This is a genomic window from Deinococcus rubellus (genome assembly GCF_025244745.1).
In the GTDB taxonomy this organism is placed as follows: domain Bacteria; phylum Deinococcota; class Deinococci; order Deinococcales; family Deinococcaceae; genus Deinococcus; species Deinococcus rubellus.
On sequence record NZ_CP104213.1, the window covers coordinates 2248869 to 2273156 of the forward strand.

Annotated in this window: 27 protein-coding genes; 13 read left to right on the plus strand and 14 right to left on the minus strand. The window is 64.9% G+C overall.

The genetic code is table 11. The features are described from left to right. Nucleotides 1-27 precede the first annotated feature (27 nt). Both N0D28_RS11580 and N0D28_RS11585 read right to left on the minus strand, forming a co-directional pair. On the minus strand, nucleotides 28-849 hold the full coding sequence (locus N0D28_RS11580) for a class I SAM-dependent methyltransferase (RefSeq protein WP_260559670.1): 822 nt from the start codon (nucleotides 847-849) through the stop codon (nucleotides 28-30). 191 nt (nucleotides 850-1040) lie between these two features. After that, on the minus strand, nucleotides 1041-1853 hold the full coding sequence (locus N0D28_RS11585) for a class I SAM-dependent methyltransferase (RefSeq protein WP_260559671.1): 813 nt from the start codon (nucleotides 1851-1853) through the stop codon (nucleotides 1041-1043). A 116-nt stretch (nucleotides 1854-1969) separates the two neighbouring features. Here N0D28_RS11585 and trmFO point away from each other — a divergent pair, with 116 nt between their 5' ends. Continuing rightward, nucleotides 1970-3352, plus strand: coding sequence for a methylenetetrahydrofolate--tRNA-(uracil(54)-C(5))-methyltransferase (FADH(2)-oxidizing) TrmFO (gene trmFO, locus N0D28_RS11590; RefSeq protein ID WP_260559672.1), 1383 nt, complete (start codon nucleotides 1970-1972; stop codon nucleotides 3350-3352). 298 nt (nucleotides 3353-3650) lie between these two features. Here trmFO and bamA read toward each other — a convergent pair whose 3' ends face one another. Continuing rightward, complete coding sequence (gene bamA / locus N0D28_RS11595; RefSeq protein WP_260559673.1) at nucleotides 3651-6239, minus strand: outer membrane protein assembly factor BamA; 2589 nt, start codon at nucleotides 6237-6239, stop codon at nucleotides 3651-3653. A 370-nt stretch (nucleotides 6240-6609) separates the two neighbouring features. Between bamA and N0D28_RS11600 the strand changes: the two genes are divergently transcribed. Both N0D28_RS11600 and N0D28_RS11605 read left to right on the plus strand, forming a co-directional pair. Next, nucleotides 6610-7281 (plus strand): YggS family pyridoxal phosphate enzyme, encoded by a 672-nt coding sequence (locus tag N0D28_RS11600; protein ID WP_260559674.1) that lies wholly within the window; start codon nucleotides 6610-6612, stop codon nucleotides 7279-7281. Beyond that, nucleotides 7278-8225: a DivIVA domain-containing protein gene (locus tag N0D28_RS11605; protein WP_260559675.1), complete on the plus strand. Its 948-nt coding sequence runs from the start codon at nucleotides 7278-7280 to the stop codon at nucleotides 8223-8225. The genes N0D28_RS11600 and N0D28_RS11605 overlap by 4 nt, the downstream gene beginning before the upstream one ends. A gap of 15 nt (nucleotides 8226-8240) precedes the next feature. On the opposite strand, the gene N0D28_RS11610 is transcribed toward N0D28_RS11605, so the two are convergent. From N0D28_RS11610 to N0D28_RS11630, 5 genes are all read right to left on the minus strand, one after another. After that, nucleotides 8241-9230: an alpha/beta hydrolase family protein gene (locus N0D28_RS11610; protein WP_260559676.1), complete on the minus strand. Its 990-nt coding sequence runs from the start codon at nucleotides 9228-9230 to the stop codon at nucleotides 8241-8243. A 42-nt stretch (nucleotides 9231-9272) separates the two neighbouring features. Further along, nucleotides 9273-10532: an RNA-guided endonuclease InsQ/TnpB family protein gene (locus tag N0D28_RS11615; protein ID WP_260559677.1), complete on the minus strand. Its 1260-nt coding sequence runs from the start codon at nucleotides 10530-10532 to the stop codon at nucleotides 9273-9275. Next, a complete protein-coding gene (gene tnpA, locus N0D28_RS11620) occupies nucleotides 10525-10932 on the minus strand; it encodes an IS200/IS605 family transposase (protein WP_260559678.1) in 408 nt (135 codons plus the stop codon). The genes N0D28_RS11615 and tnpA overlap by 8 nt, the downstream gene beginning before the upstream one ends. A gap of 141 nt (nucleotides 10933-11073) precedes the next feature. Next, nucleotides 11074-11541, minus strand: a complete 468-nt coding sequence (gene msrB / locus N0D28_RS11625) for a peptide-methionine (R)-S-oxide reductase MsrB (protein ID WP_260559679.1) — start codon at nucleotides 11539-11541, stop codon at nucleotides 11074-11076. A 52-nt stretch (nucleotides 11542-11593) separates the two neighbouring features. Beyond that, the gene (locus N0D28_RS11630; protein ID WP_260561956.1) at nucleotides 11594-12043 is read right to left on the minus strand and encodes a hypothetical protein; all 450 of its coding nucleotides are present in this window, start codon (nucleotides 12041-12043) and stop codon (nucleotides 11594-11596) included. Here N0D28_RS11630 and N0D28_RS11635 point away from each other — a divergent pair. The 8 genes from N0D28_RS11635 (at nucleotide 12018) to sucD (ending at nucleotide 17961) form a co-directional block, all read left to right on the plus strand. Next, the gene (locus N0D28_RS11635) at nucleotides 12018-12437 is read left to right on the plus strand and encodes a hypothetical protein (protein WP_260559680.1); all 420 of its coding nucleotides are present in this window, start codon (nucleotides 12018-12020) and stop codon (nucleotides 12435-12437) included. The genes N0D28_RS11630 and N0D28_RS11635 overlap by 26 nt on opposite strands. Nucleotides 12438-12488: 51 nt before the next feature. Beyond that, entirely contained in the window at nucleotides 12489-12935 is a 447-nt protein-coding gene (locus N0D28_RS11640) for a DUF1775 domain-containing protein (RefSeq protein ID WP_260559681.1), read from the plus strand. Between the two features lie 51 nt (nucleotides 12936-12986). Further along, entirely contained in the window at nucleotides 12987-13385 is a 399-nt protein-coding gene (locus tag N0D28_RS11645) for a copper resistance CopC family protein (RefSeq protein WP_260559682.1), read from the plus strand. Nucleotides 13386-13393: 8 nt separating this feature from the next. Beyond that, nucleotides 13394-14449 (plus strand): CopD family protein, encoded by a 1056-nt coding sequence (locus N0D28_RS11650; RefSeq protein WP_260559683.1) that lies wholly within the window; start codon nucleotides 13394-13396, stop codon nucleotides 14447-14449. A 352-nt stretch (nucleotides 14450-14801) separates the two neighbouring features. Next, nucleotides 14802-15413: a nucleotide-binding protein gene (locus tag N0D28_RS11655; RefSeq protein ID WP_260559684.1), complete on the plus strand. Its 612-nt coding sequence runs from the start codon at nucleotides 14802-14804 to the stop codon at nucleotides 15411-15413. A 24-nt stretch (nucleotides 15414-15437) separates the two neighbouring features. Continuing rightward, nucleotides 15438-15671, plus strand: a complete 234-nt coding sequence (locus N0D28_RS11660) for a hypothetical protein (protein WP_260559685.1) — start codon at nucleotides 15438-15440, stop codon at nucleotides 15669-15671. A 209-nt stretch (nucleotides 15672-15880) separates the two neighbouring features. Beyond that, nucleotides 15881-17059: an ADP-forming succinate--CoA ligase subunit beta gene (sucC, locus tag N0D28_RS11665; protein WP_260559686.1), complete on the plus strand. Its 1179-nt coding sequence runs from the start codon at nucleotides 15881-15883 to the stop codon at nucleotides 17057-17059. Continuing rightward, nucleotides 17056-17961 (plus strand): succinate--CoA ligase subunit alpha, encoded by a 906-nt coding sequence (gene sucD, locus N0D28_RS11670; protein WP_260559687.1) that lies wholly within the window; start codon nucleotides 17056-17058, stop codon nucleotides 17959-17961. Before sucC ends, sucD begins: the two co-directional genes overlap by 4 nt. A 105-nt stretch (nucleotides 17962-18066) precedes the next feature. Here the strand turns inward: sucD and pruA are convergent, their stop codons facing one another. The 5 genes from pruA to N0D28_RS11695 all read right to left on the minus strand — a co-directional run bounded on the left by pruA (nucleotide 18067) and on the right by N0D28_RS11695 (nucleotide 22176). Then, complete coding sequence (gene pruA / locus N0D28_RS11675) at nucleotides 18067-19638, minus strand: L-glutamate gamma-semialdehyde dehydrogenase (protein ID WP_260559688.1); 1572 nt, start codon at nucleotides 19636-19638, stop codon at nucleotides 18067-18069. 33 nt (nucleotides 19639-19671) lie between these two features. Next, nucleotides 19672-20085 carry a hypothetical protein gene (locus tag N0D28_RS11680; RefSeq protein WP_260559689.1) on the minus strand — a complete coding sequence of 138 codons (414 nt, stop codon included), beginning with the start codon at nucleotides 20083-20085 and terminating at the stop codon, nucleotides 19672-19674. 11 nt (nucleotides 20086-20096) lie between these two features. Beyond that, nucleotides 20097-21029 (minus strand): proline dehydrogenase family protein, encoded by a 933-nt coding sequence (locus tag N0D28_RS11685; RefSeq protein WP_260559690.1) that lies wholly within the window; start codon nucleotides 21027-21029, stop codon nucleotides 20097-20099. Continuing rightward, on the minus strand, nucleotides 21026-21730 hold the full coding sequence (locus N0D28_RS11690; RefSeq protein ID WP_260559691.1) for a GntR family transcriptional regulator: 705 nt from the start codon (nucleotides 21728-21730) through the stop codon (nucleotides 21026-21028). Before N0D28_RS11690 ends, N0D28_RS11685 begins: the two co-directional genes overlap by 4 nt. A gap of 62 nt (nucleotides 21731-21792) precedes the next feature. Beyond that, the gene (locus tag N0D28_RS11695) at nucleotides 21793-22176 is read right to left on the minus strand and encodes a hypothetical protein (protein WP_260559692.1); all 384 of its coding nucleotides are present in this window, start codon (nucleotides 22174-22176) and stop codon (nucleotides 21793-21795) included. Between the two features lie 156 nt (nucleotides 22177-22332). Here N0D28_RS11695 and recO point away from each other — a divergent pair, with 156 nt between their 5' ends. Together recO and N0D28_RS11705 are read left to right on the plus strand one after the other, a co-directional pair. After that, complete coding sequence (gene recO / locus N0D28_RS11700) at nucleotides 22333-23088, plus strand: DNA repair protein RecO (RefSeq protein ID WP_260559693.1); 756 nt, start codon at nucleotides 22333-22335, stop codon at nucleotides 23086-23088. A gap of 22 nt (nucleotides 23089-23110) precedes the next feature. Next, entirely contained in the window at nucleotides 23111-23668 is a 558-nt protein-coding gene (locus N0D28_RS11705) for a DcrB/PsbP domain-containing protein (RefSeq protein ID WP_260559694.1), read from the plus strand. Here the strand turns inward: N0D28_RS11705 and N0D28_RS11710 are convergent. Next, the gene (locus N0D28_RS11710; protein ID WP_260559695.1) at nucleotides 23648-24271 is read right to left on the minus strand and encodes a thymidine kinase; all 624 of its coding nucleotides are present in this window, start codon (nucleotides 24269-24271) and stop codon (nucleotides 23648-23650) included. The two genes, N0D28_RS11705 and N0D28_RS11710, sit on opposite strands and share 21 nt — an antisense overlap. Nucleotides 24272-24288 lie beyond the last annotated feature (17 nt).

The following is a 24288-nucleotide window of genomic DNA, read 5'->3' on the forward strand; positions in this document are numbered from 1 at the left end:
TCAGGCCGCACTCAGTCCAGGCCGCACTCAGTCCAGGCGGCGACCCCGGGCCAGATGCACGGCCATCTCGTCCACCAGATACCCGCCTTCGGTGTGGGACGTGATCCAGTCGGCCAGGTCGTTCTGGAGTTGCTCGCCGAGGTGCTGGCGCTGCACTTGCGTCATGGCGGCCAGCATGGGCACCGCTGCCGCCGCGCCCTGCAAGAGGAAGGCAGCGACGTGTTCCGGTTCAGGGTGACGAACCGTGCGCACCTCCGCCTTGATCTCGATGTCCACGAAGCCGGCGTCAGCCATAAGCTTCTCCAGAATCGCCGCATCGCCGAGTGCGAAGGGAGCCATGAAAATGTCTGCGCCTACCCGTGCCCGCCCCGCCTGATTGAGACGGTATGACAGCGGATTGTATTCAATCGCTTGCTGAACCAGCAGTGCGGCCCGTCCACCCGGCTCCAGCACCCGGCACATCTCGCGCAAGGCACCCAGCCTGTCGGGAAAGAACTGCAATCCCTGCTGACACGTCACCGCCGCAAAGGCCGCGTCCGCGAACGGCAAGCTCTGGGCGCTGCCCTGCTGCCAGTCGATAGCGGGCGCGTCCGGCGCAGCAGTCTCGCGGGCCACCGTCAGCATCGCCGGATTCAGGTCCAGGGCGCTGACGACACCACTTGCCCCCACCCGCTGCGCCGCCTGCCGCGCCACGCTGCCGGTGCCGCAGGCCACGTCCAGCACCCGCTCGCCCACTTCCAATTCGGCGAAGTCCAGCAGCACCGTCGCCCAGGGTGCGAACATACGCGGCACCATATAGCGCTCGTACATCCGGGCGGCGTGAAGAGCAGCATCCGTGGACTGGGTCATGGAGACTCCTTTTGGGGCCTGATGTTGAAACAAAACTGGAAGCTGGGAAGAAGGCTATGCAAGAAAGCACTTGGATTTCGCCAGCATCAGAACACAAGCGGCCACGAAGTAAACGCCGACGAGGGTAGAGAAAGAGACGTTGGAGGTCACAGCCCAAACGACGAGAGCGGAACAACTGGGTCAAGAAGCGCTCAACGACCCCGCACCAGATGCACGGCCATCTCGTCTACCAGATACCCGCCCTCGGTGTGGGCTGTGATCCAGTCAGCGAGGTCATTCTGGAGTTGCTCGCCGAGGTGCTGGCGCTGCTCCTCGGTCATGGCCGCCAGATTGGGAGTCGCCGCCGCTGCGCCCTGCAAGGTGAACGCGAAGAAGTGTTCTGGTTCAGGGTACCGAACCGTGAGCGTCTGTGCTTTGACTTCCACGTCCGTAAAGCCCACTGCCGCCATAAGCCGCTCCAGCGTGGCCGCATCACCCAATGCAAAAGGAGAGGCAAAAACGTCGACGCCCATCCGTGCCCGTCCCGCCTGATTGAGACGGTGATACAGCGGGTTGTGCTCAATCCCCTGATGAAGCGCGAGCGCTACCCGCCCGCCCGGTTTCAGCACCCGGCGCATTTCTCTGAGCGCTCCTACCTGATCGGGAAAGAACTGCAACCCCTGCTGACACACCACTACCCCAAAGGACACGTCTGCGAACGGCAAGCTCTGGGCGCTGCCGTGTTGCCAGTCGATAGCGGGCGCGTCCGGCACAGCCGTCTCACGTGCCACCTCCAGCATCGCCAGATTCAGGTCCAGGGCGCTGACGGCACCGCCCGCACCCACCCGCTGCGCCGCCTGCCGAGTCACGCTGCCCGTGCCGCAGGCCACGTCCAGCACCCGCTCGCCTTCCCGTATATCGGCAAAGTCCAGCAGCACCGTCGCCCAGGGCGCGAACTTGTGCGGCACCATGTAGCGCTCGTACGCCTGGGCAGCGCGAAGAGCTTCGTCGGTGGGCTGGGTCATAGAGATTCCTTTTGGAACTCGAAACTGGGTCAAGGGTAGCCAGTGGGCCGTCAAAGATCCGTCAAAAAGCGTTGCGCCTCTCCCCTGTTCCCACGCTCACCCACTACACTACCCGGATGACGTCTCCAACCCCATCCATCACCGTCGTCGGCGCAGGCCTGGCCGGATCGGAAGCCGCGCTGGCCGCTGCCAAACTCGGCGTGCAGGTTCACCTCTACGAGATGCGCCCCGTGAAGATGACCCCGGCGCACCGGAGCGGCAACTTTGCCGAACTGGTGTGCAGCAACTCGCTGGGCGGGCAGGGCGATTTGCAGGCCAAAGGTTTGCTTCAGAGTGAGATGCGCTCGGTGGGCAGCGCCATCATGCACAGTGCCGACGCCTCGCGGCTGCCCGCTGGCGGCGCGCTGGCCGTCGAGCGCGAGGGCTTCTCCCAGCGGATCACCGACGCGGTGCGAAACCACCCGCTGATCACCGTTCACGGCGAGGAAGTCACCAAGTTGCCCGAAGGCCCCTGCGTGATCGCCACCGGCCCGCTGACCGCCGAGGCCCTGTCCGGCGAACTGGCACGGCTGACCGGCGACGAGCAACTGGCCTTCTACGACGCCGCCGCGCCTGTGATCGCGTTTGACAGCATCAACATGGACGTCGCCTTTCGGGCCGGGCGCTACGAGCAGAGTGCGGACTACATCAACTGTCCGATGAACAAAGAAGAGTACGAGGCGTTTTATACGGCGCTGGAGCAGGCCCGTTCTCATACCCCACACGACTGGGAGAAGCTGGAATTCTTCGAGGGCTGTATGCCCATCGAGGAAATCGCCCGGCGCGGCAAAGACACGCCCCGCTTCGGCCCGATGAAGCCGCGCGGCCTGACCGATCCGCGCACCGGACGCTGGCCCTACGCTGCCGCGCAACTGCGCCAGGAAGATCAGGAAGGCCGGATGTGGTCGCTGGTCGGCTTCCAGACAGGACTCAAATGGGGCGACCAGAAGGCGGTGGTGCAACTGATTCCGGGGCTGGAAAACGCCGAAATCTTGCGCTACGGCGTGATGCACCGCAACACCTACCTCAACGCACCGAAGGTGCTGGCGGCTGACCTGCAACTCAAGGTGCGTCCCGGCACCTTCGTGGCGGGCGTGCTGGCCGGAACCGAGGGCTACCTGGAATCGGCGGCGACCGGCTGGCTGGCCGGCACCAACGCCGCCCGCGCCGCGCTGGGCCTGCCCACGCTGGTGCCGCCGCAGGAAAGTATGCTCGGCGGCCTGACCCGCTACCTCGCCAGCGCCAATCCCAAGAACTACCAGCCGATGAATGTCAACTGGGCGCTGGTGCCGGAGTTGCCCATTCCTGAAGGCCGCAAGAAACTGGGCAAGCGCGAGAAGCGGCCGGTGCTGTACAAGATCGGCCTGGACGCCTTTATGGACTGGGCACAGGACGCCGGGCTGGAAGTGACAAACCTGCCCGTGCTGATGGAGAAACCAGCTGAACCCGTCCTGCGCTGAACTGCGGGGAGGGTGGGCCGCGTGTCATCAACCCTGATCTCACGGTTCGGGGAGAGGTGACCGCCCAGCGACCCCCGAAACGCTCCGGCAAAAAACACAGGTAATGGTGAACGGTGCGATTTTTAGCTCACGCTCTCTTACCCCTGAGTGGGCACACCTGGCTCTGACAACTGGCGTTCAATAGCTTCGGTGACTGGCGGATGGAAGCGGCAAGCAATCTGGGGACAGGCAACTCAAAAAAAAGCGCGGCAACCCGTCGAGCTGGGCTTGCCGCGCCTGGTGATGAAACGCCCAGTCTTTAGAACACTGGCCCGATGCGGAAGGTGAACTTGCTGCTCTGGTTGCTCGGCGAGAAGCCGTAGTCAAAGCGCAGCGCGGGCAACAGCGCTCCGCCCACGCCGAGGTTGAGTTGCACGCCCAGGCCCAGGCCGTAATCGCTGGTCTGGGTGCCGTCGGTGCCGAAGGCGGTGCCCGCGTCCACGAAGGCGATGCCGTACAAGCCCTGCGCCACCGAGTTGCTGACACCAAAGTCATAGCGGTACTCGGCGCTGCCGGTGAGGTAACTGCTGCCCTTGAGGGTGCCGCTCGGCACGCCGCGCAACTCGTAGGCGCTGACGATGTTGGCCCCGCCGATGGTAAACAGGCTGCCGCTGGGGTAGGTGCCGGTCAGGGTGCCCGCGTTGGCCCGCACCGCGAAGACCTGCTGCTTGGTCTGCTGGTTAAAGCCCTTGTCGAGCGATTTGCCGAAGCCGAAGTAGGTGCTGGCCCCGCCCTCCAGCCTGAACCAGCCCAGACTGGTGCTGCCCGCCGAGCCGAAGTTGTACGACGGCGAGAGGTTGGCCCGAATGCCCTGGGTCGGGAAATCGCTGCTGTTGGACGAATCGTAGGTCAGCGCCGGGCTGAGCCGGGTCACCACGCCGTTTTGGGGCAGCAGGGCGCGGGCCGTGGCGTCGTCGATCAGGGTCGTGCCCGCCGTGTCGGCAGCGATCTGGTCGGCCGCCGTCACCTTTTCGAGGTAGCTGACATCGTAGCTGGTGCCCACCCCGAAGCTGCCGGTCAGGTACTGGCCCAGGCTGCGGCCCACCCGCACACTGAAGCCGCTGGAGCGCTGGGTAAACTGCCGCCCGGTGACGCTACTGTCGGTATTCAGGATGACGTTGTTGGGCGAGAGATTGCTGCTTAGGCTCAGCGACAGGCTGGTGCGGGTCTTGCGGAAGTCGGCGAAGTCGATGTCGAGCCAGGGAATGGTGTACGACACGCCGCCGCCCAGAAACTGACCCGAATCGGTGGGCTGGGCCGTGACCGAGGCGTCGAGGGTGTGCCCCAGGCCGAAGACGTTGTTGTTGCTCACACCGATGCTGCCCTGAAACCCGCTGGCGGTGTCGTAGGTGATACCCAGCGGAATGCTGCGGGTGCTGCTCTGCTCGGTGAGGCTGATCACGTAGGTCAGGGCCTCGGGGTTCTTGGGATCGTCCGAGCGGGTGGTCAGGTTGGTGACCTTGACGATGCCCAGCCGGGTGATGCGGTCCAGGCCGTCGCGCACGCTGGCGTCGGTAACGACCCCTTTGAGGTCTTGCAGCTCACGCAGAATGACCCGGTCCTTGGTGCGGTGCGTGCCCGACCAGTTGAGTTCGAACTTGGCGAGGCTGGCTTCGCGCAGGGTGTAGGTCAGGACGCCCTGATCAAAGGTGACCGGATCGCGGGTGGAGACCTCGTAGCCCTTGGCGCGGTAAACGTCGCGCAGGGCGAAGAAGCTGCTCTCGGCGAGCTGCTTGGAGTACACGTCGCCGACCTTGACCTTGAGGGCCGCCGCCAACTCGGCGCTGGTGAGCTTGGTATTGCCCACGAAGCGGATTTCCTTGATCGGGCCGGTGGCGGTCTGGGCGTCACCGAACAGCACCGTGACCTTGGACGGGTTCTGGGCGTCGGGTTGCAGGGCAAAGCCCACCGACTTGCCGGTCTGGTTGGCCAGGATGCGGGTGTCGGCCTCCAGGTTACTGATTGTCAGCGGCTGCCCGATCTGGGTCGCCAGGGCCGCCGTGCTCACCGCTGCACCCAGGTTACTGGTGTCCACGCTGCTCACCACGCCCTCGGCCAGCCTGACTTTCAGCACGCCGCCTTCCAGGGTGGTGCCGGTCACGTCCACGCCGCTTTGCAAGAAGCCCGCCGACTGGTAGGCCTGGGCGATCTGCTGGGCCGCCTTGAAATACGCGTCGGGCGTGAACTTCTTGGCGTCGTAGAGCGGCTTGAAGGCACTCACCACAGCGTCGCGCGGCAAGCGGGTGTTGCCCTCGACCTCCACCCGGCTGATCGGGGCCGTTTCGTCCACCAGGTAAGCCAGCGTCACGCTGCCGTCGGCGGCCACTTTGGTCTGGGTGCTGATGTTCGGCGCGAACGGGTAGCCCTCGCCACGAAAGTTCTGGGCCAGCAGCTCTTTACTCTGCTCGATGCGGTCGGTGTTGAGGGTCGCGCCGGGAGCGATGTTGAGCAGGTCGGCGATGCGCGCCTTGTAGGTATCTGCCGGAAAATAGGTCAGGCCGCTGACGTCCACCGCGCTGATCACCGGATTGGCCTTGACCGCCAGGGTCAGCACGTTCTGGCCGCCCTGGGTCCCGAGCGAGGCGACCACGCTGCTGAAATAGCCGGTGGCCAGCGATTCCTGCTCGATCTGGCGCAGATTGAGGCCGGAGAGCGCCGCACCCGGCTGAACCGTCAGGCTGGCCTTGAGGAAGTTGCTCAGCAAGTCCGTCGCGCCCGTGACCACCACGTCGCCGAGGGTCGCCGTCTGGGGAGCGGTGGTCGAGGCGGGTGCGGGAGCGGTGCTCTGGGCGGCGGCCAGCGGTGCGGCGAGGGCCAGCGAGAGGGCCAGGGTGAGCGGGTGTTTCATCGAGTATCTCCTGAAAGTCAGCGGCGCGGCAAAACGGCAGCAAAGGCAAAGGGAAGCGAGCGGACGTATCAGAATCTGCGGTTCAAAAATCTACCGTTTCACATTCTGGACACATTGTGCAGAACATTTCTGAGAACGGTGACGGGCTGAGTAGTGGTCATGGCAGCCGAGCAAGGCCGGGGAGAACCGGACCGCCACTCGCCGGGGGCGTTGTCGGCCCAGAGTCAGCCTAAGGAGTCGGCGCAGACAATCGGTACAGAGGCAGGCTACAGGCCGCACCGCAGCATAACGAACAGCGAGTGAGTTTTTTGACGGGCCTGCTGGGAAATGCTCAGGAAGGTCAGTCTCAAACACCCTAGACTATGGGCAGATGACCCTGAACCAAGTCTTATCGGAGCTGCACGCGGCCCAGGCACAATCGGGCCGCCCGGAGAGCAGTGTGCGGCTGGTGGTGGTAAGTAAGGGGCGGAGCCTGGACGCCATCGAGGAGAAGATTCTCTCTCAGGCCAGCGCCCTGCCCACCCCGGTGATGCTGGCCGAGAACCGGGGCCAGGAGCTGCGCGACAAGGTCAAAGAAGCCCGTGAGCGTGGCTGGGCCGAGCGCTTTTCGCCCACCGAATGGCATTTCATCGGCCCCTTACAGCGCAACAAGATCAAGTATCTGGAGCCGGTTAGTCTGATTCACACGCTGGAGGCGGCCTGGCAGGTGCACGCCATCGCCCAGGCCGCCGAGGGCTGGGGCAAAGCGCCCGCCGTGCTGATTCAGCTCCACAACGGCGAGGCACAGAAGCACGGCGTGGCCGCCGAGGACGCCCCCGCGCTGTACCATGAAGCGGTGCAGAGCGGTCTGGAAGTGCGCGGCGTGATGGTGATGGCTCCCTACGGTGATCTGGAAGCGGCCCGGCAGGTCTTCGGGCAAGCAGCCCGCTGCGCCGCCGACCTGAACCTCAGTGAACTCAGCATGGGCATGAGTGACGACTTTATTCCCGCAGTCCAGCAGGGCGCGACGCTGGTGCGGATTGGAAGGCGGCTGTTTACGTGAATGACTCGACCAAAGCGTCCAACGCCTCCCGTTTGAACCCGTCCGAGCTGGGCGGCCAGCCGAATCCGGCCCACGCAAGTGCTTCCAGTTCAGGTTCTGAGTCCGGAAGCGCTCCATCTCCTGAACTGTTCCTGGGCCTGCTGCCGAGCACCGGGCAGCCCTCGCCGGGCAGTTCGCTCACACCTCTGGACGTGCAGCACCGCACCTTCGCCGCTGGCTGGCGCGGCTACCGCCAGGGCGACGTGCACGCCTACCTGGCGGAAGTGGCCCAGGCGCTGGAGGCGGGCCTGCGCGAGCGTGCCCAGCTGACCCAGCGCCTTCAGGAATTGCAGCGCCAGGTCAACGATTACAAAGAAGCCGAGGACGAACTGCGCCGCACGGTGGTGGCTGCCGAGCGCATCGGCCACGAACTCAAGGAGCAGTCGCGCCAGGAAGCCATGCTGACCTTGCAGAGTGCCGAGAACCGCGCCGCGCTGCTCAGCGAGGGGGCCAAGCGCCGCGAGCAGGAAGCCCTGGCCCGCCACGAATCGCGGCTGCGCGAACTGGAGAGCACCTTCAGCCTGCGCCGTGCCCAGCTCGAGTCGCTGTATCAGGCCCAGGAACATGAGCTGGAGCACCGCGCCCGCGAGAGATCGGCCACCCTGGAGCGCGAGTTCAGCGCCCGCTACGCCGACCTCAGCGGACGGCTGAGCGCCGCACACGCCGAGTACGCCCAGTTCATGTCGCAGTACCGGGCGGTGTCGCAGGCCTTCGCCCAGGCCGCCAACACCCACCTGCTGCCCGAAGCGGGAGGACTGCCGCACCGCCAGATTGGCGATATGCCTGCGCCGGAGCCGCGCAGCCTGCTGGGCCGGAGCGCTGCGCCCACAACGGTGAAAGCCGAGGGCGCGACCCTCAGTCCCGAGGCGGCAGCGGTGCAGATCGAGGAGCAGCGCTTTTCCTGAAGGGCTGGCATGGTGTCAGCGCTCAGGCGTGAGGTTGGCCGCCAGGTACGCTTCCGCCACCAGCCACATGCTCGGCGTGCTGAGGTGGTCCAGATTCTCGTAGATCAGCAGCACATCCTGATCCTTGAGTTTGGGCAACCGGCCGACTGGGAGTTGGCCGACTGAAGGCTGGCCCTCTCCCGCCCTCTCCGGGCAGCCCTGATTCAGCTTGCCCGGCGCGCCGTCCCTGGTCAGGTGCACCTCGGTGACCGGGTGACCCGCCGCCCGCCGTACCGCGCCCGCCTCACAGCTCTGGCGCAGCGGAATGAGCTGGTCGCGGCCTGCGGCCACCGTCAGCAGCGGAGCCTTGAGCCGGGCAAGTGCGGCCAGCGGCCTGCGGGCGGCGTAAGCGGCAGGCACCTGCGCGGCTGACCCCCCCAGAAGCGCTTCCCAGCGGGCCACCGCGTCGGGGCGGTGCGTCAAGAGCCGGAGCTGCTCGGCAAAATTGGTGGGCGAGAGTAAGGTCACGGCGGCCCGCACGCCGCTGCTGCTGGCCGCCGCCTTGAGGGCGATGCAGCCGCCCAGACTGATCCCCAGATACCCCACCCGCCGGGGATCGGCCCGAAAACGCTGCTGGGCCAGGCTGCTCAGCGCCCGCACGTCGCTGACCTCGCCGCCGCAGATCTCGGGTCGGCCCTGGCTACCACCCTGGCCGCGCAGGGCGCTGGCCGCCACCACGTAGCCGAGGCGGGCAAAGCGGCGGCAGGCGGCCTCGTCCACCGGCGAGTCCAGGCCACCATGCACCAGATTGAGCAGCGGCCTGCCGGGGCGCGCGTCCGGGCGGCAGACGACGCCATTGATCTTGAGGGTATTGACCTGGTAACTCAGCCGCTCGACGAGGACCGCCGGGGTGGATATGGCCAGGGTGGGCAGCGGGCGCGCAGCCAGGACCGGACCCAGTGCCAGCAAAAAGCCCAGCAGCAACGGGCCGCCGAGTTTCCGGAATCTTGAAAAAGATGGGGCCATCTGAACCTGATTCTCTCAGATAACTTCTGACTCTCCCCAGGCCTAGAGGCCGGGGGTTCTTGAAGTGTTGAGCTTCAAGTGACGCGAAAAGTGCGGCGCGAACCGAACACCCCTCACGGGGGGAGCCATGACCCCGACTACAGGTTTCCCGAAGGAATCCAGATACTTTGCACGGATATTAATCGCACCCACGGCGTCCCTATCGCACACGTAACCGCACTTGCACTTGTACGTCCGGCCTCTCGGCTTATGACGCGCAGCGCACTGCGGGCAGGTTTGCGAGGTGTACGCCTCGTCCATCAGCACGGCCTGCATTCCCAGTCGCTGACTCTTATAGGTAACCATCTGGCGGAACTTGCCAAACGACCACCCGTGCAGCTTCTGGTTCGCTTTCGCGCCGTATTGCATAGATTTGCGGATGTCTCTGATGTCGCCAATAACGACGGTTTGCACGCCCTGGTTGTACAGCGTGGAAACAAGGTGGCTACTCTGCTTGTGCTGAATGTCTCTGATCTGATGATCGATTTGGCGAGTCATGCGCCTCTTGGCACGGATGAGCTTCTTACGACGGCGACTACTGGGTTGCTTTCCGTTCCCCTTTCCGGTTTTGGAAATCTTGGCGTCGAGTTTGGCGATGACCTTGGCCCGGTAGCGCGACTTACTCCGCGCCAAACGCCCGGAGTAGATCGTGGCCTTCTCGCCGTCGTAGACAGTGGCGGTTCGGAGTTCGCCCTGATCGATCGCCGCCACACCGTTTCCCAGCACGTGTCCCGCCTGGGCCTCGTAGACAGCCCGGACCTCGTACCCTCCGGTCTTCTTCCAGCCGATCTCTACCATGTCCGGCAAATCATGCGTCCAAGGAAGAATGACATTCTCGCTGCTTTTTCCGGTAGAGAGGATGAGATGGCTGTCCTTGAGGCGAATCCCCGACGATTTCCAGGTGATCTTGTAGTACCACTTGCGCCGCCGGGGGTACTTGGCCTTCTGATCCCCCTTCTTCTTGCGTTCGTTCGCGCTCTTGATCGACGAATAGAAGTTGCCAACGATAGCGCCGCAGGTGTGGGAGTGGAGCAGCCCATCAGGGTCTTTGGGGCAGAGCGCTTCCATGCCGTACTGCGAAAGGAAGACGGGCTTGCGGCCATTCTTGCCATTTCCGGTCTTGCGGAGAATGCGCCAGTAGGCGACGAGGACCTGCGTATACAACTGACCCGAAGCGTGGGACAACTGGTCTAGAAGTTTGCTCTTGGGCAAGGCGGCTTTGCGGACAAACCGCTGGACATCCCGCCTGGGCTTCTTAGGCATGCTTCTGGTCCTCCACGTACTGCTTCACGATTTCCAGCGGTGCGCCGCCAACGGTAGCGACGAAATAACTGTTCGTCCAGAGGGTCGGAAGCCGCGATTTCAGCCACGGGAACTCTGAGCGCAGCAGGCGACTGGAACGGCCTTTTGCCAGCTTGACGAGCTTATGGATACCAAACTGAGGATCTACCTGCACCAAAAGATGAACATGATCCGGCATGATCTCCAGCGCCATGAGATCGCATTCCATTTCTGTTACCACGTCCGCAAGAATCATTTTCAGGCGTTCATCTACTCCATCCACCAACACTGCACGTCGGTATTTCGGCGTCCAAACAACGTGATAGAGACAGCGGTACACCACATTGGATTTGGATTTGTAGTTGACCTTAAACTCACTCACGAGGGAATTATATAGCATGAATCTAGATAACGCGACAAGCAAAGACAAAGCCCTGCAGACAGTGCAGGGCAACCAACTCACCCCATCCCTAAAGGGAGGGGCTTTGCGTCGCTTATCTGGTCAACGCCCTCTGACTTGACCTTACCCGAACAGCGCCCTGTACTGGTCGTAGCCCTGCGCCTCCAGCTCGGCGAGCGGCACGAAGCGCAGGGCCGCCGAGTTGATGCAGTAGCGCAGGCCGCCCGCCTCGCGCGGGCCGTCGTCGAAGACGTGTCCCAGGTGCGAATCCGCCGCGCCGGAGCGGACCTCGGTGCGGGTCATGAAGTGCCGCTTGTCGGTGCGCTCCTGAACCTGGGCGTCGCTGATGGGCCGGGTAAAGCTGGGCCAGCCGCAGCCCGCGTCGTACTTGTCGAGCGAGCTGAAGAGGGCCTCACCCGACACCACGTCCACGTAGATGCCCGGCTGGTCGTTGTTCCAGTACTCGCCGGTAAAGGGCCGCTCGGTGCCCTCGTGCTGGGTTACCTGATACTGCTCGGCGGTCAGGCGGGCCTTGAGTTCGGCGTCGCTGGGCTTGCTGAAGGCCGCCTTGGCCTGTTCGGAAGTCGTCATGGCTCAGTTTAACGCCGCCGCCCATGCAGTACCGTGAGCCTCGCTTAAAATCTCAAGCGTCCTCAGCAGTCTGCTGCAACGCCAGGCCGCGCTGATAAAAGTCCCAGCACTCACCGGGCCAGGTCTGGAAAATCAGGCGGCGGTTGGCGAGGTCGGCGGCAGCCAGGGCCGCACCGAGATGCTGGAAGAAGCGGCTGCCCTGTTCCTGCATGGCGTGGGCGGTCCAGTACGGCGGCTGGGCCGTCAGCGCGGCGAGCCGGTCTCCGGGCGAGTCGGCTGCGGGGGAGTCATGGAGCGGGGCGGCGTCAGTCGGGGTCATCACGCCTGCATTGTGGTCCACGCCGCCTGGTTTGTCCTTAAGGGGCCGGGGTAAGCTGGGGTCAATGCCCCGCCCCGCCCGGCTCCGGTTCCAGCGCATGCTGGCGGCGCTGCTGTGGCTGGTTGCCTCGTTCGCCTTCCTGACCCGCCAGCAGGACATGAACATGCCAACGATGCCGGGCATGTTCGGCATGGAGGCCACGTCCCCAGTGGGTGGCGGGCCAGGGCAACCATCGCCGCTTGCCGGGCCGTCACAGCTGGTGTCCATGCCGATGAGCGGACCGGTGACGGCTGCACCGGACAAGCAGGGCCGGACCAGTCCCACAGAGTCCCCCAGCGCCCAGGCAAGCCGCGAGCACCACGACGCCAACGCGCCACCCGCGCCCGGTCCGCGCAGTGACACCCACGCCGGACACTGCCCCTTCTGTTTCACGGCGGCGTTCGCGCTGGCCGCGTTCTCGGTTGAGGTACTGGCCCGGCCACCGTCCCGGATGGCAGATCAAGGCAGCGACCTGCCATCCGTGCCGCACCCGCTGGTGGGGCACAAACGGGCACGCGCACCACCTTTCTGGAGCTGAAGAACCCTCTCTTCAAGCCTTCCATTCCCAGTTTCCAGAAAGGACCATCCCATGAAAAAACTCAGTCTTCTGCTGTCGGTTGCTGCCCTGTCCCTGACGCCCGCCCTGGCCCACGCCGTTGTCCGCACCGAAACGGGCGCAGCCGAGAGCGCGGCGGGAGCCAGCGAGACCTACCGCCTGAACGTGCCTGTCGAGAAAGACATGGCCACCACCGCAGTCCGGCTGGAGGTCCCAAAAGGCCTGACCATCACCCGCTTTCAGGTCACGCCGGGCTTCGTGCGAACCGTCAAGACCGACGACGCCGGGCTGGTCACCGAGATCACCTGGACTGGCACCATCGCGCCGATGGAATACGCCCGCTTCTTCTTTCAGGCCCGCAACCCCGAGGCTGCTGGCGACGTGAGCTGGAACGTGTATCAGACTTACGCCGACGGCAGCGTGGTGGCCTGGGACGGCGTTGACCCGCAGACGCCCGCCAGCAAGACAACCGTCAAGTAAAAGCTGAGCATCCGGGGGCAGGCGAGCCCGCTTGTCCCCACGAGGAATCCCATGAAGAAACTGCTTCCCCTGTTCACGGCGCTGCTGCTCGGCACGGCTGCCGCCCACACCCAGATCACCCACTTCACCCCGGCGGCGGGCAGCAGCGTGGCCGCACCCAAACTCATCACGCTGGTCTTCAGCGAACCGATCAACCTGCGCTTCTCGACCTTCAAGGTCTACGCCCTGCCCGCCGGGATGGACGCGGCGACGTTCGCGGCCACCAAAGTCAGCCTCAAAAACGACGCCGATGCCCGCGCCGACGCCTACACCGGCTCGTCCAGCATGGCCGCCAGACTCAACCTGCCCATGAAGCCAAACCTGAAACCCGGTGTGTATGTGGTGATGTGGCACATTCTGTCCGATGATGGCCACCCCGTCAGCGGGCAGAGCACCTTCAGCGTCAAGTAGGGCGAGCGATGATCTGGCTGGCCCTGGCCAAACTGCTGACTTATCTGGGTCTGTCCCTGCTGCTGGGCGGCAGCGTCATGCGCCGTACCCGGCTGGCCGATCTTCCGCTGTGGTGGCTGGGGCTGGGCGCGGGGCTGGTGCTCGCGGGCGGACTGCTGGAAGTCGGCAGCACACTGATTGATCTGGGCTTCACGGCTCCCAGTGACGTGGCCGACTTTCTGACGACCACCCGCACCGGCAGGGCCGCCATCGTCCGCGTCATCGGCGCAGCGCTGCTGCTGGCTTCCGGGCTGCAAGGCTGGTGGCTGCTGAGCCTGGGCGCGGGGGTGCTGACCCTCTGGGGCGCGGCGAGTGCCGGACACTCCGGCGAACTGGGCGGGGTCTGGCTGCTGCTCGACATGGTCCATGCAGGCGCGGCGGCCATCTGGGTGGGCGGGGTCCTGGCCCTGGCCTCCCGGCGGCCCAGCCTGGAGACTGGCCGCAGGTTCACGGCGGTGGCGCTCTCATGTATCGGCGTGCTGGTCGTGTCCGGCGTGGTCGCCACGCTGCGCCATGTGCCGCTGGCTTCTCTGTGGTCCGCGCTGTGGGGCAGCACCTGGGGCATGGCCCTGCTGATCAAGCTGGGACTGCTGGTGACGGTGGTGCCGATGTCGGTGCTGGTACGGCGGGCACTGACCACCGGCTGGCTGGCCCCGCTCCTTCTGGAAAGCGCGCTGCTGACTGGCGTGCTGGGCGTCTCAGGAGCGCTGGCGACCTCGCCGCCGCCAAGTCTGGCACTCATCCAGCGCCAGGTCGTGCCGGTGTCGGTCAAGCTGGGCGGGCAGATCGTCAGCGGACAACTGGTGCTCAGCGGCCCCGGCGACCTCGCGTTGACGCTGACACCGGCATTGCCCAACTTACGGGCCAGGCTGATCATGCTCGATCACGCCATGCCCAATCAGTCGCTCGTGCTGAGCAATGTGGGCGGCGCAATGAGCGCCCAGACCCAGCTGTGGATGAGCGGAAACTGGGCGCTGGAACTCTCGCAGGGCGTAGAGCGGGCGCGGGTGAAATTTGGGTATTAGCCCCCCAGCTTCTGGCCCGTACCGACCATTCGCGCGCAGTGGTGTTGGGCGGATTTCGGGCTGGGCACACTGGTCAGCGGCCCCGAATCCAGAACGGCCCTCCAGTTTATTACTGGCCCTTTTATAGCAGCGCCGCTCCACCACCGGGGCGGCGCTGCGAACGTTGGAGCGGGCGATCTTCTCAATGACGGTCCGCCGCACACTCCCGGGAGGCAGCTCCACGCCCTTCCCCGACAGGCAAGCACCCATCGCACCCGACACCCGTCCAGCAGCCCGGAACCGAGCCAGCTGACACACCTTCCGGCCTCCCCTGCTAGGCTGCGCTCATGAAGCTTGCGCCGGGAGCCGCCAGATGCCGCAGGTAATTGCCGTCACGTCCGAGAAGGGCGGTGTGGGCAAGAGTACCCTCAGCGTTCACCTGGCCGGGGCCTTTCAGGAGCGCGGCCTGAGTGCCGTGCTGATCGACGAGGACGGGCGGGTCGGCAGCGCCGTGCGCTGGGCCAGGCGCGGGCCAGGGCTACCCTTTCCGGTGCTGGAACCCGAAGAGGTCAGGCCAAAAAAGCTCAAAGACGCCGACGTGGTCGTCATCGACACCGAAGGCCGCCCCAAACGCAAGGAACTGCGGACCCTGGGCGAGCGGGCCGACATCATTCTGGTGCCGAGCGGGGTGTCGCCCCTGGAACTCGACGCCACCAGTGAGCTGATGAACTTCTTTCACGAGGACCCGCTGACCCGCCGCCGCACCCGCGTGGTGGTCAACAGGGTGCCTCCCGTCGGCAGGGCCGGTGAAAGCGCCCGCGAGGATCTGCGCGAGAGCGGCGTCACCGTCTGCAACACCCTGGTGCGCTCGTACGCCGCTTACGTGCGGGCCGCCGAACTCGGCCTGCTGTGCCGCGACGTGCCGGATCACCGGGCAGCGCAGGCCTGGGCCGACATCGTGACCCTGTCGAGAGAACTGCTGTGAGTGGTTTATGGTGAGGCGCGGCGGATGAGCAAGCGGTTCGCCTATCTGGAGGGCCAGAGTGTCCGCAAGAAGAAGCGCGACAAGTCCAAGCCCGACCCCGACAGCCTAGAGCCGCTGGAGATCGTCTATGTCCGCAAGGAAGTGCTGCGGGCGGTGTGGAGGGAAGTCAAGCGTGAGGGTGGCGAGAGCGTCTCGGAGCTGGTCGACGAACTGCTCTCGGCCTGGCTGCGCACCCGCTCCGGCGGGCACGGCGAGTAGCGGCGGCACGAAGAGACTCGACGGCCTTGTTGTTCCCAGCCCAGGAACAACAAGGCCGTCTATAGATGAGAAGTGAGCCTGGAACGGTATACTTCTTTACCGGGTAAGCAGGACTCCACAATCCAACACCTCAAGCATCAATGGCGCAACCTAGAGCCGCGCCCCCCTTCCCAGACGTCTCAGTCTAGGTTTTCAGTCAAGGAGCAACAGTGAAACTTCACGAATATCAGGGCAAAGAAATCTTGCGCCAGTTCGGCGTCAACGTTCAGGACGGCAAGGTCGCCTACACCCCCGACGAAGTGCGGACGATTGCCCGCGAGTACGGCCAGCCAGTCGTGGTCAAGGCGCAGGTTCACGTCGGCGGACGCGGCAAGGCGGGCGGGGTCAAGTTCAGCCCCACCATCGACAAGGCCTACGAGAATGCCGAGAAGATTCTGGGCATGGACATCAAGGGCCTGACCGTCAACAAGGTGCTGGTCACCAAGGCCGTGGACATCGACGCGGGCGTGGAGTACTACGTCGGCATGATCGTGGACCGCAACGTGCAGAGCTTCACGCTGATGGCTTCCGCCGAGGGCGGCGTGGAAATCGAGGAAGTCGCTGCCGCCACCCCCGAGAAGATCATTCGCCACCGCGTCGATCCGGTGACCGGCCTGCGCCCCTACGAGGCCCGCGAGGTCGCCATCAAGGCCGGATTCAAGGGCAACCTCAACAAGATCGCCGACATGATGGTCAAGATGAGCAAGGCCGCACTTGAGCGCGACGCCGTGCTGGTGGAGATCAACCCGCTGTTTATCGAGGCTGACGGCACGCCGCTGGCGCTGGACACCAAATTCGAGATCGACGACAACGCCATGTACCGCCACAAGGATCTGCTGAGCTGGCGCGAAACCGAGGCCGAGCACCCCCTGGAAATCGAGGCGGCCAAGTACGGCTTCGCCTACGTCAAACTCGACGACGGCAACGTGGGCGTGCTGGGCAACGGTGCAGGCATCGTGATGACCTCGCTGGACGTGGTCAACCGCGCCGGGGCCAAGCCCGCCAACTTCCTGGACATCGGCGGCGGTGCAAAGGCCGAGATCGTCTACAACGCCGTCAAACTGGTCAGCAAGGACAGCGACGTCAAGGCCATCTTCATCAACATCTTCGGCGGCATCACCCGCGCCGATGAGGTCGCCAAGGGCGTCATTCAGGCGCTCAACGAAGGCATTCTGACCAAGCCAGTCCGGATGCGTATCGCCGGAACCGCCGAGGCCGAGGCCAAGGCTCTGCTGGCAGAAGTCAACAGCCCCTTGATTCAGATGTACCCCGACATGTTCCAGGCTGCCGAAGCTGCGGCCGCCGATGCCAACAAAGCAAGCGCCAACAACGCTGGAGAGAACAAATGAGCATCCTCGTTAACAAAGACACCCACGTGATCGTCGTCGGCATGACTGGCCGCGAGGGCGCGAATCACACCAAAGCCATGCGCGAGTTCGGCACCAAAGTCGTCGCGGGCGTGACCCCCGGCAAGGGCGGCCAGACGCACGAGGGCCTGCCCATCTACAACAGCGTGGCCGAGGCCAAGGCCAATCATCAGGTGGACGCCAGCATTATCTTCGTGCCGCCTGCCGGAGCCGCCGACGCGGTGCTGGAATCGGCCCACGCGGACGTGCCGCTGGTCATCCTGATCACTGAGGGCGTGCCCACCGTGGACATGATGAAGGCGGTGCAGGAAGTCAACACCCTCAACCAGGAAAGCCTCTCGCAGGGCGGCAAAGGCGTGCGCCTGATCGGCGGCAACTGCCCCGGTCTGATCAGCAGCGGCGAGTGCAAGATCGGCATCATGCCCAACAGCATCTACGCCGAGAAGGGCCGCATCGGCCTGATCTCGCGCTCCGGCACGCTGACCTACGAAGCGGGCAAGCTGTTGCAACTCGCCGGACTCGGTACCTCGACCACCGTCGGCATCGGCGGCGACCCGGTGATCGGCACCACCTTCGCTGACGTGCTGCCCCTCTTCGAAGCCGACCCCGACACCGACGCCATCGTGGTCATCGGTGAAATCGGTGGAGCCGACGAGGAAGCCGCCGCCGAGTACATCAAGAACAATATGAAGAAGCCCGTCGTGGCGTTCATCAGCGGGCGCAGCGCCCCGGCGGGCAAGCGCATGGGCCACGCCGGAGCCATCATCATGGGCAACATCGGCACCCCCGAGAGCAAGCTGGCCGCCTTCAAGGACGCCAATGTGCCGGTGGCCGACACCATGCCGGAGATCATCGAGCTGGTCAAGAAGGCCCTGAACAAGTAAGAACTTCAGATTGAACAGAAGTCGCCTCGCGGGGCGGCTTTTTATTTGTCAAAAAACGAAAAGAGGGGCCGCCCATTCAGACGGCCCCTCCCTTTTACTCCCGGCTCAGAACCGCTCGGTGACCGCCTTGAACTGCAAGAAGTTGCCCAGGTACTCCGGGCCGCCCGCCTTGCTGTCGGTGCCGGACATGTTGTAGCCGCCGAACGGCTGCACGCCCACGATGGCTCCGGTGATCTTGCGGTTGAAGTAAAGGTTGCCCACCTCGAACTCGGCGCGGGCCTGCTCCAGCCGGGCGCGGTTGCGGCTGCACACGCCGCCGGTCAGGCCATACTCGGTGGAGTTGGCGAGGTCGAGCGCGTGCTGGAAGTCGCGGGCGCGGAACACCGAGACCACCGGCCCGAAGATTTCCTCCTGGGCGATGCGAGCGTCCTGCGGCACGTCACCGAAGATGGTCGGCTGCACGTAGTGGCCTGTCTTGCCGCCGCACTCGCCGGGCGTCTCGCCGCCGGTCAGCAGTGTGGCCTCACCCTTGCCGATCTGCTGGTACTGGCCGATCTTGTCGAACGATTCCTGATTCACGACGGCGGTGACGTTGCAGTTGGCCTCACCAGTGCCGATGGTCAGCGCCTTGGTACGCTCCACGAAGGCATTGACCACCTCGTCGTACACGCTGTCCACCACGACCAGGCGGCTCATGGCGCTGCACTTCTGGCCGTTGAAGCCGAACGCGCCCTGCACCGCAGCGGTCACAGCGTTGGGCAAATCGGCGGTTTCGTCCACGATCAGGGCGTCCTTGCCGCCGAGTTCCATGATCACACGTTTGAGCCACTTCTGGCCCGGCTGGACCTTGGCCGCCGCCACGTTGATGTGCAGGCCCACGCTGCGCGAGCCGGTAAAGGTGATAAAGCGGGTCTTGGCGTGTTGGACAAGGTACTCGCCCACTTCCTCACCAACGCCCGGCAAAAATTGCAGCACGCCAGCGGGCATTCCAGCCTCGATCAGCACGTCCACGACGAACCCGGCAATCATGCCCGAATCCTCGGCAGGCTTGGCGATCACGCAGTTACCGGCGACAATCGGGGCGGCCAGCATCCCCACGAAAATGGCGTAAGGAAAGTTCCACGGCGAGATGCTCACGCCCACGCCCAGCGGAATCGACATCAGGCCGTTTTCTTCGCCGTCGAACCAGGTGGTCTCGGCGGCCCCGAAGCCCGAATACTTCATGGCCTCGCGGGCGTAGTACTCCAGGAAGTCGATGCCCTCGGCCACTTCCACATCGGCCTCGGCGTAGTTCTTGCCGACTTCCAGGGTCATCAGGGCACAAGCTTCCAGGCGGCGGCGTTTGAGGATGGCCGCTGCCTTGAGCAGAATCCGGGCGCGGGCGTCCATGCTCCATGTTTTCCACTCGGCCCAGGCCACCCACGCGCCGTCGAGGGCACGCTGGGCGTCTTCAACGGTGGCCTTGGCGGTACTGCCCACCACTTCGGAGGTGTCGCAGGGGTTGGTGCTGTAGAGCTTTTCAGCGGTGTCTACGCGCTCACCGTTGATGACCAGCGGGTAGTGCTTGCCCAGCAACTCGGCGCGAACTTTGGCGAGGGCCGCCTGATAAGCGTCCACGTTGGCCTGAAGGGTAAAATCGATGAAGGCCTGCGGGCGGTAGGGTTCAACTTTGATCATGGAATACTCCTTAATAAACGGTGTAACAAACGGTCAAGCTAAATCAAACAGCGACTCGTTCGGCAAATCTAGTCGCCGCATCTGGGCGTCTACCTGCGGCAGGCCCTGCGGATACAACTGGGCGGCCACCTGACTCAGAAACTCGCGGGGGTGTTCGGGCAAATTGGGCAGACGGCCCAGCAAGAACCAGTTCAGGTCGCGGTCGTCGAACTCGGATAAGGCGTAGGCCCAGGTGCGGGCCAGCGCGGCGTCCTGCGTTTCGCTGAGGCTGTCCAGGCTGGGCAGCAGCAACTGAGCCACATATACGGCATCCTCGGAGCGCTGCGGATCGAAGGCCGACAGCGCGTGGTCGGCCTCACCAGAACGTGTCGTCCAGCCGAGCAACCCAAAAAACTGGCCCAGGTAAAAGCCGTTGATGTGGTCAGGATCAGGAAAGTGGGCGCTCATGGGACGCGGCCTCAGCCGCCGAACATGCCGCGCAGCACGAACAGGGCGTTGCTGGGGCGCTCGGCGATGCGGCGCGAGAAGTAGGGATACCAGTCGTGGCCGTAGGGGATGTACGCCCGGACACGGTAGCCCTCGCTCGCCAGCTGCTTTTGCAGGTCGCGGCGCACCCCGTAGAGCAGCTGAAACTCGAACTGCTCGCGCGGAATGCCGTGCGCCAGCACGAACATCTTCACGTCGTCGATGATGCCGCCGTCGTGGGTGGCGACGTTGGTGTAATTGCCAGCCTTGAGGTTGGCGTAGACCAGTCTGCGGTAGCTGGCATCGATGTCGGCCTTGTCCTGCATGGCGACGCTCTCCGGCTCCAGATATGCGCCCTTGACGATTCGCAGATTGGGCTTGAGGTCGGCCAGCGCGGCCAGGTCAGCCGCCGTGCGGTGAAGGTAGCTTTGCAGCACCGTGCCGACGAAGTCGTGGCCGAACTCCTGCGACAGCGTCCGGAACTGCGCCAGGGTCACGTCCACGCGGGGGTGATCTTCCATATCCAGCGCCAGGAATCCGCCGTGCGGTTTGGCGCGACTGATAATGCGGCGGGCGTTGATCAGACCCAGATCCTCGCCGTCTACCGTCAGGCCCTGACCCAGGCCCGACAGTTTGACGGTGATGTACGGCTGAACGCCAGCGGCGGCGGCCTGATCAACCAGGCTCAGAATCTGCTCGGCAAAAGCATTGGCGGTGTCGGGACTGTCCACGAACTCACCGAGCAGGTCCAGCAGCCCGCCGATGCCGTCTTTTTGCAGGTCCTTGACCGCCTGAATGATGTCGTCGGCCTGGTGGCCCGCCACGAAGCGCTGGGCCAGGCCCCACCCGCGTGAGCGCATGACACCCTCAACCGCCTTGTTTCCGGCCACCGTCAGTATCGTCTTGCGGTAGAGCTGCTCGATCATGCTGTTTCTCCTGTGTGGGCGGCGTGCGCCGGGGCGGCCCCAAGATCGGCCAGCACCAGCGCGCCAAAAGTGCGGACGTGATGCCGGGCGGCCTGGCGGGCAGCCTGGGCGTCCCGGCTCAGCACGGCCTCCAGAATGGCGGCGTGCTGATCATGGGTGTGAATGTAGGCGTTGGAGGTGCGGGTCTGGTGTTTGATCAAGGCCACCCGCACTTCCAGGTCGCGGCAGAGCGAGAGCAGCACGGCGTTGTGGGCGGCCTCCACCACACGGCGGTGAAAGGCCAGATCCAGCAGGGTCTGCTCGCGGTAATCGCCAGGCGCGGCGTGGTCGAGCTGGGCCAGCGCCGAGCGCAGGGCAGCAGCGTCGCCGACGTTGTGATGCTCCGCCGCCAGGGCCGCCGCCAGACCGTCGAGTTCTTCGCGGACCACGTAGGTTTCGGTAATTTCCGGCAGGCCCAGCCGCCGCACCCGCACGCCCTTGTTGGCCTCGGTATCAATCAACCCGTCCTGGGTCAGCCGCATCATGGCCTCGCGGACCGGGGTCCGGCTGACCCCCAGCCGTGCGCCGAGTTCGACCTCGCCCAGCCGCTCGCCCGGCAGAAACTCGCCGCCCAGAATGGCCCCGCGCAGGTGCTGGTAGACGCCTTCGCGCACCAGCGTCGGGCGCTCGAAAACTGGCGGCTTCACCTCACTCAGCGTCATGTGGATATTGTATACAATCCTGGCCGCGCTTGTAAAGACGACGATGCCGCGCCGCCCAGCACCTACTCGACGTAAGGCGATTCAATCGGGAAAATCCGCTCAGCCAGGCCACGCACGCCTTCCTTTCCGGCCCGCTGCTGACAGCTCTCGGTGGCGATGCACAATGTCAGGTAGCGGCTGCGGCGCGCGCCCACCACCACCCGGTACAAGGCGGCCTCGCTGCGTGAGCGGGTGTAGTGGCATAGATCGCAGTGCAGGGCCTTGTTGCCCTTGGGATCAATCGGCGTGAACTCGGCGAGTTGCGCGCCGCTGATCAGCGCCAGTCGGCCATCCGCCACCGGGTAGAGGCCCAGCGTCTCGCGGGGAATGTGGGCGTCGCCGAACAGTTCCCGCGCCGTTTCCGGGAACAGTTCGCGCAGCAGGTCGTGTTCGGTGTGATCGCTCATGCCCAGCAGTATAAAAAAGGCGGCTCCCGGCAATGGAAGTTGCCGCCCCTTTTCCGCTGCGAGTCCCTCCGAACGGGCAGGCTCTTTTCCGAACCGTAACGAGAACGCCCCCCTTATTCTGCTCAGGCGCTAACATCTTGGAGTGAGAAGCAGAGCTTGAGCACGCGCAGCACCAACCGCAGCGGCATCGTCATGCGCCGCAGGGTCACCCCGGCGGGCGACATCATCGTGACGCTCTTGACGCCGCAGGGCAAGATCAAGGCGATTGCGCGCGGCGGGGTGCGCGGACCGCAGGCCAGCCACCTGAACCTGTTTCACCACGTCGGCGTGCAGCTCTACCAGACGCCGCAAAACGACCTCGCCACTGTCAAGCAGAGCATTCTGGAAGGCGCGCTGCCGCATCTGTGTGAACCGGAGCGCCACCCCTACGCCCACCTGCTCTCGGAACTGGCCGACGCGCTGTTTCAGGAGGGCGAGTTCTCGGAGCAGGCCTTCGACCTCTACGCCGGGGCGCTGCGGGGGGTGTCGCACCACGCCGACCCCGAATGGGTGGCACTGGTCATGAGTTACAAGCTGCTCTCGCTGGCCGGTTTCGCGCCGCGCACCCGCCAGTGCGCCCGCTGCGGCACTGCCGACCCGGCGTACCCCGATCCGCTGGGCGGGCAACTGCTGTGCGGAGCCTGCTCCAATCAGCCGCCGCACCCCGCCGAGCGCCTCGAATTTCTGCGCGAAGTCCCCAGGCGCAGCGTGCGGGCCTCGATGGACGCGCCGCTGCCGCCCGAGCAGCGCCCCGGCGTGTGGCGCGCTTTGGAGCGCTTCGTCACGGTGCAGATCGGCCAGGTACAGAGCTGGCGGGCACTGGTGGGCAGCCCAGCGATAAGCAGTGCTGTGGGAGAAGCGGCGCTGGTCTGAGGCCGGGTATACTCCGGGCCTCATGTCCACAATTGCAATCATTTCAAGGCTGAGCGCTCTGCCGCTTCTGACGCTGGCGAGCGCCCTGGCCGTTCCGCTGACCCGTACCACCGCTCCCTTCCAGGCTGACGTGCCCGCCGGGTGGGCCCAGCGCGCCTATCCCAACGACCTGCCCGGCATTCTGGTGGTTGCGCCAGGCACGCCGCCGCCGGTGGTACTGCAACTGTTCTACGCGCCCTACAAGAGCACCGGCAACGACGCCAAGGCCCTCAGCGAGTTTATTGGCGGCTTGGAAGGCTCCATGAGCGGCGACGGCCGGGGCACCGTCAAACGCCTCAGCACGCGCCCAGTCACTGTCGGCGGCATCAAGGGTACCCAGCGCGAATATGACCTGACCGTCAAGGCCAACGGGGTCACGGTTCACACCAGCATCTGGTACGGCGTCAGCGCCAGAAACCTGCTGTCGTTTCAGTCCACCTACGCCAAGCAGGCGACCCCGGCCCAGAAAGGAGCGCTGGGCAAAATGCTGAGCAGCATCAAGTTCAAGGAGCGCTCAACTTCAGGAAATGCTGACCGCTGACCGCACCTGATGGTGAACGCGGCACCTGGCCTCATACGCTTCCTGCGCGCCGACCAGCACCACCGGGTCGTCGAAGCGGGCCGGAACGCCGCCGATCAGCCGCTGGGTCCGGGTGGCGGGTGCGCCGCAGACCATGCAGATGGCCGTCAGCTTCTCCACGCTCTCGGCCCTGGAGAGCAGCTCGGGCATCACACCGAACGGTTCACCCCGGAAGTCGAGGTCCAGACCCGCCAGAATGACCCGCACACCCTGGTCGGCCAGTTCCAGCGCGAGCGGCACCAGCCCGGCGTCGAAGAACTGCGCCTCGTCGAAGGCAACGACCTGAGGCAGATCAGTGGGCAGGCCGAACAGACCGCCCTCGCCGCTGAGGTAGGCGCGGGCCTCCTGGGTGCTGCCCACCGCCACCGCCTCGGCGCTCTGGCCGGAGTGGCTGGCGACGCGGGTCAGGTGGTAGCGGGTGTCGATGGCAGGCTTGAACACCACCGCGCGCTGCCGGGCAATCACCGAGCGGTTGACCCGGCGGATCAGTTCCTCAGATTTACCGCTGAACATCGGGCCGACGATCACTTCCAGGTGGCCGCCGGAGTAGGGAGACTTGAGCATGACGTTTGGGAGTGTAG